Annotated in this window: 21 protein-coding genes; 17 read left to right on the top strand and 4 right to left on the bottom strand. The window is 34.0% G+C overall.

What is annotated here, in order from left to right; all coding sequences use genetic code 11:
* Positions 1 to 74: 74 nt before the first annotated feature.
* Positions 75 to 506 carry a tellurite resistance TerB family protein gene (locus LNP81_RS03060; protein WP_065448584.1) on the bottom strand — a complete coding sequence of 144 codons (432 nt, stop codon included), beginning with the start codon at positions 504 to 506 and terminating at the stop codon, positions 75 to 77.
* Between the two features lie 169 nt (positions 507 to 675).
* Between LNP81_RS03060 and LNP81_RS03055 the strand changes: the two genes are divergently transcribed.
* From LNP81_RS03055 to LNP81_RS03035, 5 genes are all read left to right on the top strand, one after another.
* On the top strand, positions 676 to 1,269 hold the full coding sequence (locus LNP81_RS03055) for a HupE/UreJ family protein (RefSeq protein ID WP_230033328.1): 594 nt from the start codon (positions 676 to 678) through the stop codon (positions 1,267 to 1,269).
* 5 nt (positions 1,270 to 1,274) lie between these two features.
* A complete protein-coding gene (locus LNP81_RS03050) occupies positions 1,275 to 1,706 on the top strand; it encodes a deoxycytidylate deaminase (RefSeq protein WP_065448582.1) in 432 nt (143 codons plus the stop codon).
* Entirely contained in the window at positions 1,706 to 3,283 is a 1,578-nt protein-coding gene (locus LNP81_RS03045) for a S41 family peptidase (protein ID WP_230033326.1), read from the top strand. Before LNP81_RS03050 ends, LNP81_RS03045 begins: the two co-directional genes overlap by 1 nt.
* 19 nt (positions 3,284 to 3,302) lie before the next feature.
* Entirely contained in the window at positions 3,303 to 3,668 is a 366-nt protein-coding gene (locus LNP81_RS03040; protein WP_230033323.1) for a nuclear transport factor 2 family protein, read from the top strand.
* A 76-nt stretch (positions 3,669 to 3,744) separates the two neighbouring features.
* Positions 3,745 to 4,056 (top strand): hypothetical protein, encoded by a 312-nt coding sequence (locus tag LNP81_RS03035; protein ID WP_230033321.1) that lies wholly within the window; start codon positions 3,745 to 3,747, stop codon positions 4,054 to 4,056.
* A 101-nt stretch (positions 4,057 to 4,157) separates the two neighbouring features.
* On the opposite strand, the gene LNP81_RS03030 is transcribed toward LNP81_RS03035, so the two are convergent.
* From LNP81_RS03030 to LNP81_RS03020, 3 genes are all read right to left on the bottom strand, one after another.
* Positions 4,158 to 4,763, bottom strand: coding sequence for an FAD-dependent oxidoreductase (locus LNP81_RS03030; RefSeq protein WP_230033319.1), 606 nt, complete (start codon positions 4,761 to 4,763; stop codon positions 4,158 to 4,160).
* A gap of 3 nt (positions 4,764 to 4,766) precedes the next feature.
* Positions 4,767 to 4,967: a hypothetical protein gene (locus tag LNP81_RS03025; RefSeq protein ID WP_017496183.1), complete on the bottom strand. Its 201-nt coding sequence runs from the start codon at positions 4,965 to 4,967 to the stop codon at positions 4,767 to 4,769.
* Positions 4,968 to 5,074: 107 nt separating this feature from the next.
* On the bottom strand, positions 5,075 to 5,653 hold the full coding sequence (locus tag LNP81_RS03020; RefSeq protein WP_230033317.1) for a MarC family protein: 579 nt from the start codon (positions 5,651 to 5,653) through the stop codon (positions 5,075 to 5,077).
* Between the two features lie 296 nt (positions 5,654 to 5,949).
* Here LNP81_RS03020 and LNP81_RS03015 point away from each other — a divergent pair, with 296 nt between their 5' ends.
* The 12 genes from LNP81_RS03015 to LNP81_RS02960 all read left to right on the top strand — a co-directional run bounded on the left by LNP81_RS03015 (position 5,950) and on the right by LNP81_RS02960 (position 20,086).
* Positions 5,950 to 6,519: a DUF3109 family protein gene (locus tag LNP81_RS03015; protein WP_230033315.1), complete on the top strand. Its 570-nt coding sequence runs from the start codon at positions 5,950 to 5,952 to the stop codon at positions 6,517 to 6,519.
* A 335-nt stretch (positions 6,520 to 6,854) separates the two neighbouring features.
* Complete coding sequence (locus tag LNP81_RS03010) at positions 6,855 to 7,832, top strand: ribonucleotide-diphosphate reductase subunit beta (protein ID WP_083692655.1); 978 nt, start codon at positions 6,855 to 6,857, stop codon at positions 7,830 to 7,832.
* Between the two features lie 255 nt (positions 7,833 to 8,087).
* Positions 8,088 to 10,484, top strand: coding sequence for a ribonucleoside-diphosphate reductase subunit alpha (locus LNP81_RS03005; RefSeq protein ID WP_230033313.1), 2,397 nt, complete (start codon positions 8,088 to 8,090; stop codon positions 10,482 to 10,484).
* A 131-nt stretch (positions 10,485 to 10,615) separates the two neighbouring features.
* The gene (gene dinD, locus LNP81_RS03000; protein WP_230033312.1) at positions 10,616 to 11,458 is read left to right on the top strand and encodes a DNA damage-inducible protein D; all 843 of its coding nucleotides are present in this window, start codon (positions 10,616 to 10,618) and stop codon (positions 11,456 to 11,458) included.
* Positions 11,459 to 11,663: 205 nt separating this feature from the next.
* Positions 11,664 to 12,044, top strand: coding sequence for a hypothetical protein (locus tag LNP81_RS02995; RefSeq protein WP_230033311.1), 381 nt, complete (start codon positions 11,664 to 11,666; stop codon positions 12,042 to 12,044).
* Between the two features lies 1 nt (position 12,045).
* Complete coding sequence (locus LNP81_RS02990; RefSeq protein ID WP_110837684.1) at positions 12,046 to 12,315, top strand: hypothetical protein; 270 nt, start codon at positions 12,046 to 12,048, stop codon at positions 12,313 to 12,315.
* A gap of 244 nt (positions 12,316 to 12,559) precedes the next feature.
* On the top strand, positions 12,560 to 13,957 hold the full coding sequence (locus tag LNP81_RS02985) for a DUF1800 domain-containing protein (RefSeq protein ID WP_230033310.1): 1,398 nt from the start codon (positions 12,560 to 12,562) through the stop codon (positions 13,955 to 13,957).
* A 12-nt stretch (positions 13,958 to 13,969) separates the two neighbouring features.
* The gene (locus LNP81_RS02980; protein WP_230033309.1) at positions 13,970 to 15,139 is read left to right on the top strand and encodes a DUF1501 domain-containing protein; all 1,170 of its coding nucleotides are present in this window, start codon (positions 13,970 to 13,972) and stop codon (positions 15,137 to 15,139) included.
* Positions 15,140 to 15,709: 570 nt separating this feature from the next.
* Complete coding sequence (locus LNP81_RS02975; RefSeq protein WP_230033308.1) at positions 15,710 to 16,549, top strand: prephenate dehydratase; 840 nt, start codon at positions 15,710 to 15,712, stop codon at positions 16,547 to 16,549.
* A gap of 182 nt (positions 16,550 to 16,731) precedes the next feature.
* Positions 16,732 to 17,877, top strand: coding sequence for a pyridoxal phosphate-dependent aminotransferase (locus LNP81_RS02970; RefSeq protein WP_230033307.1), 1,146 nt, complete (start codon positions 16,732 to 16,734; stop codon positions 17,875 to 17,877).
* A gap of 255 nt (positions 17,878 to 18,132) precedes the next feature.
* Positions 18,133 to 18,990 carry a prephenate dehydrogenase gene (locus LNP81_RS02965; protein ID WP_230033305.1) on the top strand — a complete coding sequence of 286 codons (858 nt, stop codon included), beginning with the start codon at positions 18,133 to 18,135 and terminating at the stop codon, positions 18,988 to 18,990.
* 13 nt (positions 18,991 to 19,003) lie between these two features.
* Positions 19,004 to 20,086: a bifunctional 3-deoxy-7-phosphoheptulonate synthase/chorismate mutase type II gene (locus LNP81_RS02960; protein WP_072964369.1), complete on the top strand. Its 1,083-nt coding sequence runs from the start codon at positions 19,004 to 19,006 to the stop codon at positions 20,084 to 20,086.
* The last annotated feature ends 136 nt before the right edge of the window (positions 20,087 to 20,222 follow it).

Genomic DNA, 20,222 nt, shown 5'->3' with positions numbered 1-20,222 from the left:
AACGGTCGGGTTTATTTATTTTGGTTAAACTGTTTACGGTGACTGAAAACTGCCACTGAAAACTGAATACTTTCTTATTTGTTCATGTTTTCCATTTCGAAAAGGAAAGTATCAAGATCTACTTTTTTATCTACTAAAGACAATGCTTTTCTAACAATATAATTTACGTTTCCTGGAGTAAATCCTAAAGCTAATCCCATACGGGTTAACATTACTTCTTGCTGATCTCCTAAATGGTGGTCTACGTGAACCATTCTTGCCAAATCATACAAACGCTCTAAGCGTTGTGTGTATAAGTAAGGAGGGTTTATTGGATGTTTCCACGGATCTTTAAGGATTTCCTTATATTCTTCTTCTGAAATTTGTAATGTTGAAGCAATTTTATCTAAAAATGTTTGTTCTTCGTCATTAATTTTTCCGTCAGCGAAAGCTACACGAACAATTGCAGAGAAATGGCCTCTGTTTCTTTCTTTGAATTCGTTATCAAATAATTCTGAAAATGGCATAATTTGTTGATTTTTATAAGGCAAAGATAAATTTTATTTTAAATTATTAATTTTAATTTTCTCATAAATTTTAACTTGTCAATATTCATTGATTTAATATGAGACGTCTTTAAATTTTCAAAATAAATCGTAAGTTTACAACCCCTAATCATTTAATAGTATTACCCGTATGTCAGAATTTTGGATTTATTTTCAAATAGGATTAAAGCACGTTTTGGATATTCACGCTTATGATCACGTTCTTTTTTTAATTGCATTAACAACCCCTTATTTGTTCAAAGACTGGAAACGCATATTGCTTTTGGTTTCTGTTTTTACAATTGGTCACACATTGGCTTTATTGCTTTCGGTTTATGGAATCATTGCTATCAAAGTCAATACGGTCGAATTTTTAATTCCGATCACCATTTTAATAACGGCGATTTTTAATCTTTTTACAGCAGGGAAAACATCCAAAAGTGACGGGTTGAATTTAGTGTTTTTTGTAACCCTGTTTTTTGGGATTATACACGGACTTGGATTCTCTAATTATTTCAAGACCATTTTAGGAGGATCACCTAGTTCAAAATTACTACCTTTAGGCGAGTTTGCGTTAGGAATCGAAGCGGCTCAGTTAGTTGTAGTGTTTGTGGTACTAATTATATCCTATATTGTGCAAACCGTATTTCGTTTTTCAAAACGCGATTGGGCGCTTGTAATGTCGGCTTTTATCATTGGAGTTGTAGTTCCAATGATTATCGAAAGCCCAATTTGGAACAGATAAAATAAATGGAAGAAAAAAAATTAAATAAATACGATAAAGCTTATTTGCGAATTGCGACAGAATGGGGAGCACTTTCCTATTGCAAACGAAAACAAGTAGGCGCCATTATCGTAAAAGACCGAATGATTATTTCTGATGGATACAACGGAACACCATCCGGTTTTGAAAATTGCTGCGAAGACGAAGACGGATTAACCCGTTGGGATGTTTTGCATGCCGAGGCAAATGCCATACTTAAGGTAGCAAGATCAACACAATCGTGTGAAGGGGCAACCTTATATATAACGCTTTCGCCTTGCAAAGAATGCAGCAAATTGATACATCAATCCGGAATAAAAAGAGTGGTATATCATAACGGATATCGTGATGATTCCGGAATTCAGTTTTTAATAAAAGCAGGTGTCGAAGTCGAACATATTCCTGTTTTAGAAGAGTAATGAAATTGAACTTAAAATATTTGCCAATCATTATCGGAGCTACTTTTGCTCTTGGTATAGTCATCGGAAGCTTGATGAATGCTCCCGTTGATGATCAGCTTTTGGCTAAAAATTACTCGAAAACCAAGCTGAATAAACTCATTGATTTTATCAATAACGAATATGTTGACAGCATCAATACAGATTCTATTGTCAATCTTACAGTAGATAATATCTTGTCGAAACTAGATCCGCATTCCGTTTATATTCCGCCAACAGAACAAGCTGAAGTAGCTGAAAGTATGAAAGGTGATTTCGTGGGAATTGGAATCAATTTTTATATGTATAAAGATTCTGTTGCGATTATAAAACCAATTGAAAACGGACCTTCGGCGAAAGCCGGATTAAAATCAGGCGACCGAATTTTATTTGCAGGAAAAACAAAGTTGTTTGGCAGAAGATTGCCTTCGGATAGTTTGTTTTCGAAATTAAAAGGAATAAAAGGTTCTGAAATTGAATTAACTGTTTTTAGAAAATCAGAACAAAAGAAGCTCAAGTTTAAGGTAAAAAGGGATATTATCCCTATAAAAAGTGTCGATGCTTCTTTGTTGCTCGATAATAAAACAGGTTATATCAAAATCAATCGTTTTGCCGAAACTACTTTTAATGAATTCAAAACCGGTTTAACCAGATTAAAACAAAACGGAATTGAATCGCTTATTATTGATCTTCGTGATAATGGCGGTGGTTATATGGAAGAAGCTATCGCAATTGCTGATGAATTCCTGAAAGATAAACAACTGATCGTTTTTACCAAAAATAAAAACGGCACAACCGAAAAAACATTCGCTACAAAAGCGGGAAGTTTTGAAACCGGAAAAGTGTATGTTTTAATTAATGAAAATAGCGCCTCGGCAAGTGAAATCCTGGCTGGAGCAATTCAGGACAGTGATCGCGGAACTATTGTAGGCCGACGTTCTTTTGGTAAAGGATTAGTACAACGAGAAATGGATTTCAACGACGGATCTGCCGTAAGATTAACCGTGGCGAGATATTATACACCAACCGGAAGATCGATTCAGAAACCGTATAAAAAAGGAAACGAAGAATATTATAAAGAATCAGAATCACGCATAAAATCAGGCGAACTTTATGCAAAAGACAGTATAAAAGTTGCAGATTCTTTAAAGTTTAAAACTCCAAAAGGTAAAATAGTTTACGGTGGCGGCGGAATTGTTCCTGACGTTTTTGTACCGATAGAAGCCGAACACGGAAATGAAAATGTAGCTTATTTGATGCAAACCGGAATCGTAGGACATTTTGTTTTTGAAGAATTAGATAAAAACAGAGATGCCTTTAAAGGTCTTCATTTTAATGAGTTTTTGGCTAAGATGAAAAACTCTGACGCATATTTCAAAAAGTTCAGAACGTATATTTTAATGACAGGTTTAGACCTGAAGTTAGATAAAACCAAAGCTTTGGTAAACCGCTATATTACTGCGGAATTTGCTCGTCAGCTTTATGGAGAGCTATATTATTATGATGTTATTTTGAAAGACGATGCCATGATCAAAGCCGTTTTGAATCCGAAAAAGTAATCCTTAAATTTTGTATCAGATGAAAATAGAATCTATTGTAAATGCTGAAATCGAACTTTTAACAGCAATTAAAACTGCCGATGTTGCAACACTGGATAAAATGTTGCACGATGATTTGCTTTTTAATTTACCAGACGGACAAACCATCACAAAAGAATTTGATTTAGAGTCGTACCGTTCAGGCAAAATTAAAATCGAAACACTAGAAGCAGCGGATCAAATCATTAATGTAATTGAGGATACAGCAGTAGTTAGCGTGATCATTTTATTAAAGGGGACATACGATAATAATCCCATCGCTAATTCGTTTCGTTATATAAGAGTCTGGAAACAATTCGGCGAAAGCCTAAAAGTAATTGCCGGAAGTTGCGTTGCTCTACAATAAAATAATAATAATTTTTTAAAATATAATGTAATAAGTCTCACTTAAAAAGAGCGAGATTTACATTTAAAATATAAACATGAAAAATCTAAAAAGAATAAGTTTTCTGGTTTTACTAATGACTTTTGTAATTTCTTGCGCGTGTATGAAAGATAAAAATACCATTTCAGGAAAAGTGGAATCTATAGAAAACGGAAAAGACGGTTACACAGCCAAAATCAATACCGATAAAAATGAGGTTTATTTCGCGACTGTAAGCATTGTAAATGTTGGAGGGCCACAAAACTACAAAAGGTTTAAAGAAGGTGATGAGGTTTCAGTAAAAGGAGAAATCTGGAAAACAGATACTGAAAAACATATCACAGTAAAAGAAATTGTTTCGGTTAAGTAAAAATTAAACCATATAAGTTATATAAGTTCGTGTAAATGCTTCGCGCATAAATTAAATGAACTTATATAACTTATATGGTTTGATAATTTTATAGTGAGTTTTTATCGAATACTATCGTGCGAATGAGTTTGTACGCCGTTATTCCATAAAGTAAGAATATCTGTTGCAACAGCAGCGCCGCTTCCGGCAGCAATTGCCAGTTGGCTTCTCCAGCCCGCTAAAGTTCCAATAACATAAATACCGTCGGTTACTTTATGATCGTCGTTTTTAAGCTGAATACGTTGTTTTTCGGGTAATGCTTTTTTATGTGGTTCGATGTATTGTATCAAACCGTCGATGTCAAAAGTATTGGCAGAACCAATCCCGACAACGATATTTTTTGTTTGGTAGGAATTTTTGTTTGTAGTAACAGTAAATTCAGGATAAGTGCCTTCTACTTTTATTACCTTTTCATTTGCGATCTGTGTAATGTGCGGATAAGTCATAGATAAATCCTGCGTACTTTCTGTAAGCAAATCAGATCCTAATTTGCCTGGCGTTATGCCATAAGCATTGTAGAAAATTGCTTCTTGTAAAGAAGAATTTTTTTGATGTGTAAAAATTCCGATTTTTTTATCGGTAACAAAAGCTTTGTTTTTGGCAGATCCTAAAACGAGGGCACAAGACATACCTGAAACACCTCCGCCAATAATTAAAACGTCAAACATATATTATCGTCCGTTTGTTTTTTCTTCGATTCTTTTAGAAATTCTAAAGATTAAAAGAATCAATACGGCACAAAATGAAGCTGCGATTCCAATAAAAGCAACTACACTGTCTCCCTGAAAAGGATTTTTGAAGTCTAGCAACGTAATATTAAAAACAATTAAAGCTAATGCCAGAAGCACTAAGATTGAAGTAAAAATTTTCATAATGGTTGTTTATTTGCCTAAAATAATAAAGTAAAACTCTATGACTTAAAAAATGTCCTAAAGTTATATTTTAGAAATTTTATGGGGTAAATTTATAAAAATAAATGTTAGACGAACAAACCTTTAACATTAGCAGCAAATAATTTAACAGCAATCGCTAAAAGTATCACTCCAAATGTCTTGCGAACCACGCCAAGTCCGTTTTCTCCTAATAAAGTTTCGATTTTTTTAGAAGATTTTAAAACAATATAAACCAATATTATATTTAAGATAATGGCGATAATAATGTTAATAGTATGAAATTGAGATCGTAACGATAATAAAGTAGTCATTGTTCCCGCTCCGGCAATTAACGGAAACGCTAACGGAACGATAGAAGCTGATCCCGGTTCTTCGTCACGATAAATCCTGATTCCTAAAATCATTTCTAAAGCCAGGAAGAATAATACAAACGAACCTGCGACGGCAAATGAATGTACATCGATACCAATAAGACTCAGGAAGCCTTCTCCAACAAAAAGAAAGACAATCATAATAAGTCCGGCAACAATCGAAGCTTTCTCAGATTCGATGTGTCCAACTTTAGATCTTAAATTCACAATAATAGGAATAGAACCTACAATATCAATTACAGCAAAAAGCACCATTCCAACAGTAATTATTTCTTTAAAGTCGATTTCTAACATATTACTTTGATTTTAAGCGTTTAAAATTTTTGCAAAGGTAGATAATAAAGGTAGGTGTTTTTTTAATAGGATGTATTTTTGTTATAAAAACATGTTTTGAGTATTGAAAAAGTGATATTTGTAACAAAAGATAATTTAACCGCAAAGATTCGCAAAGATTTACGCAAAGTACGCAAAGGATAAAAAAGTGATAAAGCTTTGCGAATCTTTGCGTGCCTTGCGGTTAAATATTAAGAGTGTTTTATCTGTTTTCTTTGTCTATCTTTGCACTTTATAAATTTCAGTATTTTATTATCATGTTTCAATTAGGAAAAACCATTATTTCAGAAGATATTCTTGAAAAAGAATTTGTGTGCAACTTGTCAGCTTGTAAAGGAGCTTGCTGCGTTGACGGAGATGCGGGTGCGCCATTAAGCGAAGAAGAAACTAAAATCCTTGAAGAAATTTATCCTAAAGTAAAACCATTTTTACGCAAAGAAGGAATTGCCGCTATCGAAGCACAAGGAACCTGGGTAAAAGGAACTGATGGTGATCTTGAAACACCACTGATCGACGAAAAAGATTGCGCTTACGTTATTTTTGATGGGAAAACCGCGCTTTGCGGAATCGAGCAAGCTTATAATCAAGGAATCGTAGACTGGAAAAAACCAGTTTCCTGTCATTTATACCCAATTCGTGTAAAAGATTTTACAGAATTTGCTGCAGTCAATTATGATAAATGGGATATTTGCGATGATGCCTGTTCTTTAGGTAAAGAACTGGAAGTTCCGGTTTATAAATTTGTCAAAGAAGCATTGATTCGCCGCTTTGGTCAGGATTGGTATTTGGAGCTTGAAAAAGTGGCCGAAGAACTTAAAAAATCTTAAAAATCCAGGCGCTCTAGTTAACGCTTTTGGGTGATATATTTTAACTCAAAAAATATAGTTTTAACTCAAAAAAAAGTTTTAAAAACAATTGAAAATTTCTTGCTTTTTATGATAAAAAGTCTATATTTTACGGGCTTTTAGGTCGTTTATTCGTTTTTAAAACATTCATTTACAGTAAATTAATTATTGTCTGAAAAATATCTCATTTTTTCTCCTTTGTTAAAAACTACGTCGAATTGTGAATAAGTTTGGCTTTCTTTTTTAGCGATAATTGACAATCTTTGTAGTCTATTGAATTAGTAAATATTCAATACAAAAATTAAATAAAAATTACCATGTCACAAGTCGAGCCAATATTACAAGAAAATAAAAATCGTTTCGTTATTTTTCCTATCAAACATCATGATATTTGGGAATGGTATAAGAAAATGGAGGCTAGTTTCTGGACTGCTGAAGAAATCGATTTACACCAGGACTTGACAGATTGGAACAATAAACTTAGTGACGACGAAAGATATTTCATTAAACACATATTAGCATTCTTTGCTGCTTCTGACGGAATCGTAAACGAAAATCTTGCTGAGAACTTTGTAAACGAAGTACAATATGCAGAGGCGAAGTTTTTCTATGGTTTTCAGATCATGATGGAAAACATTCACAGCGAAACTTACTCTTTATTAATTGACACTTACGTGAAAGATGAAGCAGAGAAAGCAGAATTGTTTAATGCATTAGAAGTTTTTCCTGCAATTAAGAAAAAAGCAGACTGGGCTTTAAAGTGGATTGAATCTGATTCATTCGCCGAAAGACTAATTGCTTTTGCCGCAGTTGAAGGAATTTTCTTTTCAGGTGCTTTCTGTTCTATTTATTGGTTGAAAAAACGTGGTTTAATGCCAGGTTTAACTTTTTCTAACGAGTTGATTTCCCGTGACGAAGGTGTACACTGTGACTTTGCAGTACACTTACACAATCACCATTTGATCAACAAAGTACCAAAAGACAGAATTAAAGAAATTATTGTTGATGCCTTAGATATCGAAAGAGAATTTGTTACAGAATCACTTCCGGTAAGTTTAATAGGTATGAATGCTACTTTAATGACGCAATACTTAGAATTTGTTGCGGATAGATTATTAGTAGAATTAGGTTGCGAGCGTGTATATGGATCAGCGAATCCGTTTGACTTCATGGACATGATCTCACTTCAGGGAAAAACCAATTTCTTTGAAAAACGTGTTGCCGAGTATCAAAAATCAGGTGTGATGAACACAGATAGCGATGCTCAGAAAATTTCATTCGATGCAGATTTTTAGAGCAAGAATAATGTAGCGTTACCTCGAAACGCAACAAAAGATTAAAATCATTTTTTTAAGATTGAATCTCTTTCCCAAATCGTAGATTCAATAACAATTTTTAATGCCTTTTCGATCTGATTTCAGATCGGGAACACACAACTATTGAGAATTTCATAATTCTCAAAAAATAATTTAAAAACACGCAATGTTTAAGATCTGGAATTCGTTATTCCAGTGTCTTTCATTTTTTCAATAACTAAAATTAGTAAGCTTATGTATGTAGTAAAAAGAGATGGCCACAGAGAGCCCGTAATGTTTGATAAGATTACAGAAAGAATCAAAAAATTGTGTTACGGTTTAAATGAACTTGTAGATCCTGTTAAGGTAGCGATGAGAGTTATCGAAGGATTGTATGATGGGGTTTCAACTTCTGAACTAGATAATCTTGCGGCAGAAACGGCGGCTTCTATGACAATTGCGCATCCTGATTATGCACAATTAGCAGCGCGTGTGGCAATTTCGAACCTACATTCAAATACAAAAAAATCGTTTTCAGAAACGATGAAAGATATGTACTTATACGTAAATCCAAGAAATGGACAAGATGCACCATTACTTTCGGATGAAGTATTCAAGGTAATTCAGGAAAACTCTGCTTTTCTTGATTCTCATATCATTTATACAAGAGATTTTAATTACGATTACTTTGGTTTCAAAACCTTAGAGCGTTCGTATTTGCTAAAAATCAACGGAAAAATCGTCGAAAGACCACAACATATGTTGATGCGTGTTTCGGTTGGTATTCACCTTGATGATTTAAAATCAGTAATTGAAACTTACGATTTAATGTCTAAAAAGTTCTTTACGCATGCAACGCCAACGTTGTTTAATGCCGGAACTCCAAAACCACAAATGTCTTCTTGTTTCCTTTTGGCAATGCAGGATGATAGTATTGATGGTATTTATGATACTTTAAAACAAACGGCTAAAATCTCGCAATCAGCGGGAGGAATTGGTCTTTCTATCCATAACGTTCGTGCAACGGGATCTTATATTCGTGGTACAAACGGAACTTCAAACGGAATCGTACCAATGTTGAGAGTTTTCAACGATACGGCTCGTTACGTAGATCAGGGTGGAGGAAAACGTAAAGGTAGTTTTGCGATTTACATCGAAACATGGCATGCTGATATCTTTGATTTCCTAGATTTAAAGAAAAATACAGGAAAAGAAGAAATGCGTGCAAGAGATTTATTCTTCGCGATGTGGACATCTGATTTATTCATGAAACGTGTACAGGAAGATGCGTCATGGACTTTAATGTGTCCTAACGAATGCCCGGGATTATACGACGTTTACGGAGAAGAATTCGAAACCATGTATTTGGATTATGAATTTAGAGGAAAAGGTAGAAAAACCATTCGTGCACGTGAATTATGGGAGAAAATCCTTGAATCACAAATCGAAACAGGAACGCCTTATATGTTGTACAAAGATGCAGCAAACCGTAAATCGAACCACAAGAATTTAGGAACAATTCGTTCATCTAACTTGTGTACAGAGATTATGGAGTTTACCTCTAAAGATGAAATCGCGGTTTGTAACTTAGCTTCTATTTCGTTACCAATGTTTATTGAAAACGGAAAATTCGATCACGAAGCACTTTACAATGTTACAAAACGTGTAACTCGTAACCTGAACAAAGTAATCGACAGAAATTACTATCCGGTAAAAGAAGCTGAAAATTCTAACTTACGTCACCGTCCGGTAGGATTAGGTGTTCAAGGTTTAGCAGATGCTTTTATCATGTTGCGTATGCCGTTTACTAGTGATGAGGCAAAAGTATTAAATCAGGAGATTTTCGAAACATTATACTTCGCAGCCGTAACCGCTTCTATGGAAATGGCAAAAGAAGAAGGCCCATATTCTACATTTGCAGGTTCTCCAATGTCACAAGGAGAATTTCAATACAATATGTGGGGAATGAAAGATGAAGAATTATCAGGACGTTGGGACTGGGCTTCATTAAGAAAAGAAGTAATGGAACATGGAGTTCGTAACTCATTATTGGTTGCGCCAATGCCAACTGCTTCGACTTCACAAATTCTTGGAAACAACGAAGCTTTCGAACCATACACATCAAACATTTACACACGTCGTGTATTGTCTGGAGAATTTATCGTAGTAAACAAACACTTACTTCACGATTTAGTAGACAGAGGTTTATGGAACGAAACATTGAAACAAGAAATCATGCGTCATAACGGATCAGTTCAAAATATTGATGTGATTCCGCAAGACCTGAAAGAACTATACAAAACAGTTTGGGAAATGTCGATGAAAGACATTATCGATATGTCACGTCAGAGAGGTTATTTCATTGATCAATCACAGTCATTGAACTTGTTCATGCAAGATGCAAACTATTCTAAACTAACGTCAATGCACTTTTACGCTTGGCAATCAGGTTTAAAAACAGGAATGTATTACCTAAGAACAAAATCTGCAGTTGATGCTATTAAATTCACCCTAAACAACGATAAAAAAGAAGAAGATGCTCCGGTAACTTTAGTTCCGGAAACAGAAGCAATCAGCGTTGAGGATTATAAAGCGATGCTTTTAAAAGCACAAGCAGCAGAGCCTGATGATTGTGAAATGTGTGGGTCTTAATATTAGAGATCCTGATATTTAATTATAAGAATTATCTTAATTTTTGTATTTATAAATAATAAAATATGTAATTTTGAATTAGGGAGTTAAAGTAATTTAACTCCCTTTTCTTTTAGTAAAAAAGCAATTACATGAAAAATGAATTAATAAAAAGTTTGACTACCGAATTTGAAGATTATTCTCAAAAGACAGAAGCAGGTATAGAATTTTGGTTTGCAAGAGATATTCAGCATCTATTAGGATATTCTGAATGGCGAAATTTTAATAAGGTGATTTTAAAGGCTAAAACTTCTTGTGAAATTACAGGTCATTTAGTTTTAGACCATTTTGTTGATGTCAACAAAAAGGTTGTAATTGGTTCTGGTACAGAAAGGGAGATTGATGACATAATGCTTACAAGATATGCTTGTTATCTTATAGCCCAAAACGGAGATCCTAGAAAAGAGCAAATTGCTTTTGCGCAAAATTATTTTGCTATACAAACAAGAAAGTTTGAAGAGATTGCTAAACGAATTGATGATTGGGAAAGATTAAATGCAAGGCAGAAATTAACTTCATCTGAAAAAGAATTGTCAGAACTTATTTTTGAAAAAACGGGTAATGACAAGGATTTTGGAATTATTAGAAGTAAAGGAGATCAGGCACTTTTTGGAGGCAAAAATACATTGCAGATGAAAAAGAAGTTAGGAGTTCCGGAAAGCAGACCTCTTGCAGATTTTTTACCTACTATTGTTATTAAGGCTAAAGATTTTGCTGCTGAAATTACAGTTTTTAATACAAAAGATAAAGGTTTGTCCAATGAATCAAGTATTTCTTCTGAACATGTTAAGAATAATAAAGGAGTTCGTAAATTACTATTAGATAGAGAAATTATCCCTGAGAATTTACCAGCAGAAGAAGATATAAAAAAGTTAGAGAGAAGAGTTAATTCAGAAACTAAAAGTATTGAAAAGAATCCTGATAAATTGTCTTAATCTGCATGGAATTAATTTAGATCTAAATTTGGATGATTTCTTGTAAATAATCAATTTAAAAATTAGAAAGTAGTTATTATAATGATAGCTGCTTTTGTTTTTTTTAGGAGCTATTTCCCGCTTTTCGTTACAATCTTTTGTGCCGAACGCCGGCACAAAAGGATTTCCACTTCAATCGGGGCTAGTCATTATTCAATAGAAAATTATGAAAAAAATAATGATATTTATGTTTCTTTCAATTAGTACTTGCTACGCTCAAAAAAGAGATATTGTTTATAGAATAAGTTACGATTCTTATCCTACAATTGGTTATTTTTATGGAGTCAGTGTTTTGTATTTACGAGATGATTATAGTTATAGACTCTTAGAACAACAATACAATTCGAGAAAAATGGCTCGGAAAAATGTTTTAAGGAAATCTAATGATGAATACGGAAAGTGGAAAATGTCAGGAGATACCTTATTGCTTCATGATAATGAAAATAGACAACCAATGAAATTTATCAAAGTCAATAATAAAAGAATAGCTTTTCTAATTGACGATATTGAGAAATCCCATCATTATTGGAAAAAAATAAAGAATTGACATGCAAAAACATTTAAATATTATTCAAGATAAAGATTTATATTATAATCTAGCTAATAACTATTTGAAGAAAATAGATTCTATTGAGTTAGATATTGATTTTGATAAAATCATTTCAAAATCCATTTCGATTTTAGTAGATCATGATTTTATTCCAACACCCTGTATAGAGATTAAATTAGAGCTTTTTAAAGATCAAAAAAAGACAGGTAACTATTTTCTTTATGTTGATGAAAAGAAAGAATTCATAGATGAATTTCTTATAACATAGCCCGTGGTTTCAACCACGGGAACACAATGCATTTCTCTAATATGTTTCCCGTGGTTGAAACCACAGGCTATGTTTAATTATGATTGTTGAATATAAAATAAACAATATCCCCAAAAAATCCACGTTCTAATTAATACCAAAGATTTTAAAACTTAGCACCTTAGTATCTAAGAACCTCAGACCCTTTCTCAAATTAAACCTTTAAGAAAAAGTCGAGTCTTATTGCTAAACAAATTCCTGTGTTATGAAAAAAAGCAATCTTTGGTCGTTACGGTTGGGTTTTTCCGGAAAAGAATCCGATAAAATAGAGAAACTAGGATTAGAAAAATTTCTAAAGCATTCCTATGATTCCAAATTTGATACACAACTTCCTGCTTTTTTAAATGACGATCCTAAAACGCTTCTTGAGCTTAAAGAATTGCGGGAATCTATCAAAACCGCCGATTCTGAATTCAAGAAAAAAGCGCTCAAAAAAGAAATCTATTCTGCCGTTGAACTAAAAAAATGGTGGATTTCTAAAATGCGGAATGATGAATTTCCGTTACGCGAAAATATGGTTTGTTTCTGGCACAATCATTTCGTTTCTACAACCCAAAAAGTAAAAGTCAATTACTGGATTTATCAGCACAATATGATTTTGCGCGAACATGCTTTTGGCAATTTCAAAGAACTTACCAAGCAAATCGTAAGATCGAATGCAATGGTAAAATATCTGGATAATGTCGATAATAAAAAAGGGAAATACAACGAAAACCTAAGCCGTGAATTATTGGAATTATTCACAATTGGCATTGGAAATTATTCTGAAAACGATATCAAAGAAGGTGCAAGAGCTCTGGCCGGATTAAATTACGGAGATGATGGCGCAGTTTACAGAAAAAATATAGAAGATAATAGCGATAAAACCTATTTCGGAAAAACGGGAAACTGGAAAGTGGATGATTTGGTTGATATTATTTTCGAACAAAAAAATATTCCGTATCTCATTACCAGAAAAATTCTAAAATGGTTTATTTATGATAATCCTTCAGAAGAATTGGTGTGGTATTACGGCGATTATTTCAGAAAAGTAAAGTTTGAAATAGAACCGTTATTGACTAAAATTTTTACGGAAGAATATAAAAAAGAAACTTCAGGAACGAAAATCAAAGATCCGTTGGTTTATATTTTACAGCTTTTGGATGAATTGCATGTTGATGATCTTGATGATGGAATGGTTATGTTTTTCCTGAAGCAACAAGGAATGGATTTGTACAATCAGGTAAATGTGAAAGGTTGGGATGGCGGAAATTCCTGGCTAACTTCACAAATCTATTTGCAGCGCAACAATACCTCAGATTTGCTTTGCAGCGGAAGAAGCATTACCAGAAAAGTGCTGAATACAGTGACTTCGGATACGGACAAACCAAAGACAGAATTGGAGAAAATCGATGTAAAAATAGATTTTGATCCTAACGGAAATAACAAAACCATTATTACCGAATTATCGAACCGATTATTATTCAAAGTAAATGATTCGATGCAAAAAGACATGGAGAATTTACTGAAATATGATTTTGATCCAAAAGAGGAGCACGCCAATTTTGCCGTAATACGACTCTTTGATTACATCACGAAACTACCCGAATATCAATTAATTTAGAAAGCTACAGCTATGAACAGAAGAAATTTTCTAACGCTTACAGGAACTTTTACTGGCGGATTGCTGGTGCTTCCTGATTTTTTACATGCTTTTGGTACACAAAATAATTTGGTAATCGGAGAGCAGTGTATCGTCTTTGTGCAGTTGAATGGAGGAAACGACGGATTGAATACTTTTATTCCATACGATAATCCTTTGTATTATGATTTAAGGACTAAAATTGCTTTGAATAAAGATGCAGTCATCGGAAAAAATAACGGAATGGCATTTCATCCCTCGTTAAAAGATTTTGCTCAAATGCAGCAAAACGGAGATTTAACCGTGATTCAGAATGTTGGATATCCGGAACCTATTCGATCTCATTTTCGTAGTCAGGAAATTTGGCAAACTGCAGCTGATTCGAATAAGTATATCAACGAAGGCTGGTTGGGGCGTTACCTTGATTTGCAATGCAACGGACATCAGGCAACGGCTGGAATCAATCTGGATTCGATCGATAATCTCGCATTAAAAGGATTAGAACCTAATTCAATAACGGTAAAAGATCCAAACCGATTCAAAGTAAAATCAGATAAAGAAGAAAATGTAACCTTATCAGATAATCCGCAATTAGATTTTGTTCGAAAAATAGCCAATTCAGTTACCGAAGGTTCAGATGAAATTCAGAAAGCTTTAGCGAAATCCAAATCAGAAATCAGTTATCCCAAAACCGATTTGTCTAAAAATCTGGAATGGATTGGAAGATTAATCAAAGGAAACCTGAACTCAAAAGTATATTACACTTCACTCGGAGGGTTTGATACGCATGATAATCAACTCGCCCTTCATGAGAAAAAATTAACAGATCTGAATGATGCATTGTATAGTTTTTATCAAGATTTAAAACAAGCGCAATTGCTTCAAAACGTTACAATTGTGGTATTTTCAGAATTTGGAAGACGTGTAAAAGACAATGGCAACGGAACTGATCACGGAACTGCCGCGCCAATGTTTATTATTGGAGGAAATAATAAAGGAATAATTTTAGGTAATAATCCTGATTTAGCGAATTTAGATAATGGCGATTTAAAATACGAAATTGATTTTAGAAGTGTTTATGCTTCTTTATTAAAAGAGAAAATGAATTTTGATTACTCTAAAATTGGAATTAGGAATACTCCGGTTTCTGGGTTGTTTTCTTAAGTTTTATTTTCTGTCCACAATATTGTCATTTCGAGGAACGAGAAATCTCCATAAGTAACTCCATTCGCAGAATCGCCAATCTTTGTTGAGCTTCTTGCGGAGATTTCTCGTTCCTCGAAATGACAAGATGGAGTAAAAACATTCCTTTTAGTTTGAGAAATTGACATTCAAAGCCAGAATGATTTGTGCTAATTCGTGAATTCGTGGCAAAAAATCTTAGAACCTTAGCAACTCAGAATCTTAGCATCTTAGAAAAACCCATTGTAAATATCTCATTTTAAGCTCGTATTTTTATATTATCATACAAAACCTGCTAAATTTGTTAAGAAATCCTTTTTTGTTTCATAAAATGCAATATTTTTTTTGGTGCACTGAAATTAATTTATACATTCGCAGAGAATTTATTGAAAAACACAAACAAAATGTCTAATAACCGTTTTTATTTTAGCAACTCTTTTTATTTCTTCTTTAGTAGAAGTGAGGATTGTGCTATGGTTATTTGAGAAAATTTAAAAGACAAATAAAACTAATATACAATCCTGATGAAAATCAGGATTTTTTTTTGAATATATGACAACTAAAATTGCAATACAAGGTATTAAAGGTTCTTTTCATCATCAGGTTGTAAAAGAGTATTTCTCTGAAAATGTGGCTATTGATGAATGTTTGTCTTTTGAAGAATTGGTTGACAGCCTGCTTTCAGGAAAATCAGATCAGGCAGTAATGGCGATAGAAAATTCGATCGCCGGGCCAATTATTCCGAATTATGCTTTGATTGATAAGAATAATTTACACATAATTGGAGAGCATTATTTAAGCATTCACCAAAATTTAATGACTTTAAAAGGTCAAAAAATTGAAGATATAAAAGAAGTTCATTCGCACCCAATGGCATTATTACAATGCATGGATTTTTTGAAACAATATCCAAACATCAAATTGGTTGAAGATAAAGATACAGCAGAAACGGCAAGAAGAATTCAGGAAAAACAATTAACCGGAATTGCTGCAATAGCAAGTAAGGTAGCTTCGGAAATGTATGATTTGGAAATCATTGCGCCGGAAATTCAAACGATCAAAAACAACATGACTCGTTTTGTGATTATCAAAAAGCAAAATTCATTTTTGCCGGAAAACGAAATCAACAGAGCATCCATCAAATTTGAATTGGATCACAAAAGAGGAAGTTTGGCAGCGGTTTTGAATGTAATGAGTGATTGCAAATTGAATTTAACGAAAATTCAATCGCTTCCAAAAATTGAAACGCCTTGGAAATATTCATTTTTCGTAGATGTGACATTTGAGAAATACGAAGATTTTGCAAAAGCTAAATCGCTACTAAATATAATGGCAGAATATTTAAAGGTTTTGGGAGAATATAAAAATACGAAACCTTTGAGTCAGTCTTAAAGTTGCAAAGTGATTTTAGATTGAAGATTAACGAATTAAGATTTTAGATTGTCAGGCTGAGCGAAGTCGAAGCCCACGTTCCAATTGGAAAGCCCTTCGACTTCGCTCAGGGTGACAAGTCAAAAAGAGAAAAAGCATAAAGCTTACAGCGTAAAGCGTAAAGCAAAATATAAATATAAATCATGATTACAACAGCAAAACGATTAGACATAGTTAAGGAATACTACTTCTCATCAAAATTGAGAGAAGTGAGACAGCTAATGTCTGAGGGAAAACCGATTATCAGTATGGCAATAGGAAGCCCTGATTTGAGTCCGTCTAAAGCAGTAATTGAAGCGGTTGCCGCAGCAATTCAAGATGAAAACGGGCATGGTTATCAAAGCTATCAGGGATTACCGGAATTGAGAAAAGGGATGGCAGATTTCTATCAAGATCAGTTTGGTGTTGCGTTAAATCCAGAAAATGAGATTTTGCCTTTAATGGGGTCAAAAGAAGGGATTATGCATATTTCGTTAGCCTTTTTAAATGAAGGCGATCACGTTTTAATTCCGAACCCGGGTTATCCAACGTATACTTCGGTAACTAATTTAGTTGGAGCGGTTCCGGTTTATTATGATCTGAAAGAAGCTAATGCCTGGGAACCGGATTTTGAAGCTTTAGAAAAACTGGATCTTTCAAAAGTTAAAATTATGTGGCTGGGTTATCCGCACATGCCAACAGGAGCGAGAGGAAGTTTAGCGTTATTTGAAAAATTGGTTGCTTTTGCTAAAAAACACAACATATTATTGGTAAATGATAATCCGTATAGTTTTGTTTTGAATGATAATCCGATGAGTTTATTGCAGATTGAAGGTGCAAAAGATGTGGCTTTAGAATTAAATTCTCTTAGTAAAACGTTCAATATGGCAGGCTGGAGAGTTGGAATGGTTTTAGGAAATCCTGAAATTATCGATGCAATCCTAAAAGTAAAAAGCAACATGGACAGCGGAATGTTTTACGGAATTCAGAAAGGTGCAGTTGCAGCTTTAAACTGTGATAAATCCTGGTTTGAAGATCAAAACAAAATTTACAGACGCCGCAGAGAATTAACAGAAAAACTAGCAGAAAAATTAGGCTGTAAAGTTTATAAAGAAGGAGTTGGGCTTTTTGTTTGGGCAAAACTTCCGGAAGGAATCGAATCATCAGAGAAGTTCATTGACGAAATATTATACGAGAAACACATTTTTATCACACCGGGAACAATCTTCGGAAGTAATGGTGAAGGATACATTAGATTCTCGTTGTGTGTGAAAGAAGAAAAAGTACAAGAAGCGATTGATAGATTTTAGAAGCAAGAGCAAAGAGTAAAGAATCAAGATTTTAGATTTTTTGGCATAGTTTGTCAGGCTGAGCGAAGTCGAAGCCCACGTTCCAATTGGAGCGCCCTTCGACTTCGCTCAGGGTGACAGAAAGGTTAAATTAGAACTATAGGTCTTGAAAAAACGTGAAGCCTAGCCCTGATAGAAGTGGAAATCCTTTTTTGAGGTTTTACCGAAAAAAAGATTGAAACGGATAGCAGGAAATTGCTTCAAATAAAAAGAATTATGAAAGTATACGTAATAGGAATAGGGTTAATAGGAGGTTCGATGGTGCTGGACATCAAAGACCAACATCCTGATGCCACTATTTTTGGAATAGATAATAACGAAAAACACTTGCAGGAAGCAATTGATTTAGGCGTTATTGATCAGGCAGGAAGCTTTGAAGAATTGGCCGATGCTGATTTTGTGATTGTTTCGGTTCCTGTAGATGTGGCACTGGTGGTTTTGCCTAAAGTGTTGGACTTGGTAGGAGATAAAACGATTGTTTTTGAAGTGGGTTCGACTAAAAAACCAATTTGTGATGCGGTTGCCAGTCATCCAAAAAGAAGAAATTTTATCGCAACGCATCCGATAGCGGGAACGGAGTTTTCGGGACCTTCAGCAGCGATAAGAGGTTTGTTTAAAGGAAAAACGAACATTATTTGTGAGGTGGAAAAAACCACTTTTAAATTGCAGGAAAAGGCATTAACGCTTTTTAGCGAAATAGGAATGAGGATTCGATATATGGACCCAACTTCGCACGACAAACACATCGCTTACGTTTCGCATTTGTCACACATTAGTTCGTTTATGCTTGGTAAAACGGTAATGAATAAAGAAAAAGACGAACAGGATATTTTTGATATGGCGGGAAGTGGATTCGAAAGCACCGTTCGTTTAGCTAAAAGTTCTCCCGCAATGTGGACACCGATTTTTAAACAAAACAAGGAACACGTTATTGAAACATTAGAAGAATACATTTCAAATCTCAGTCGGTTTAGGGATTTGTTGAAAGATGAAAATTACAACGCCATTTTTGAAGAAATGGAAAGCACGAATAAAATCAAAGAAATATTAAACGGATTAACAATTAAAAAGTAAAAATAGAATTAAGATGGAAAATAAGAAAGAAATGAGAAAGTGGTTAGAAGATTTCAATTTAAATCACCCACTTGTGATAGCAGGACCATGTAGTGCAGAAACAGAAGATCAGGTATTAAAAATTGCTCATGAATTGAAAGATTCAAAAGTTAGTGTATTCAGAGCTGGAATCTGGAAACCAAGAACGCGTCCGGGAGGATTTGAAGGTGTTGGAGAAATTGGTTTAAAATGGTTACAAAAAGCAAAAGCTGAAACTGGTTTATTAATGGGTACTGAAGTGGCAACTGCAGCGCATTGTAAACTGGCTTTAGAACATGATATCGACGTTTTATGGGTTGGTGCCCGTACAACTGCAAACCCTTTCGCAGTTCAGGAAATTGCTGATACATTGAAAGGAACTGACAAAATCGTTTTGGTTAAAAACCCTGTAAACCCGGATTTAGCTTTATGGTTAGGTGGTGTTGAGCGTTTACACATGGCTGGAATAGAGAAATTAGGTGTTATTCACAGAGGTTTCTCTACTTACGAAAAAACAAAATACAGAAATATTCCTGAATGGCAAATTGCTATCGAATTGCAAAATAAATTCCCTGATTTACCTTTAATCATTGATCCATCTCACATTACTGGAGATCGTAAAATGATTTTTGAAGTAACTCAAGAGGCTTTAGATTTGAATTACGATGGTATGATTATCGAAACGCATTACGATCCGGACAACGCTTGGTCTGATGCTGCTCAACAAGTTACTCCAGATGCTTTGAAACAAATCATTAAAGATTTGACGATCAGAAAAACGGATGATACTACAGATCAGTACACTCAAAAAATGACAAAATTAAGAGCTAACATCGACGTTCTTGATGCTAACTTATTAGAGTTATTAGGAAAACGTATGAAAGTAGCTGACGAAATTGGTCAGGTGAAAAAAGATGCAAACGTAGCAATCCTTCAAAACAACCGTTGGAACGAAATCTTAGGAAAAATGATTCTTGAAGGTGAGAAAAAAGGTCTTACTGAAGAGTTTGTTTTAAGAATGTTCAAAGCTATTCACCAGGAAAGTATTGGTCACCAGGAGAAAATTTTCAATGCATAATTGAAATTTTCAACCATATAAGTTATATAAGTGGTATAAGTTTTATTTAATTTTGGCAAACGCTGAACTTGAATTTTTTTATACCACGGTATTAAAAATAGATTGTTTTTTTATATTAAATCTCCATTGCTTTCGG

This window comes from Flavobacterium piscisymbiosum, assembly GCF_020905295.1.
Taxonomy (GTDB): domain Bacteria; phylum Bacteroidota; class Bacteroidia; order Flavobacteriales; family Flavobacteriaceae; genus Flavobacterium; species Flavobacterium piscisymbiosum.
The sequence above is the reverse complement of the archived record's forward strand: the minus strand, read 5'-3'. Positions and strand labels throughout refer to the sequence as shown.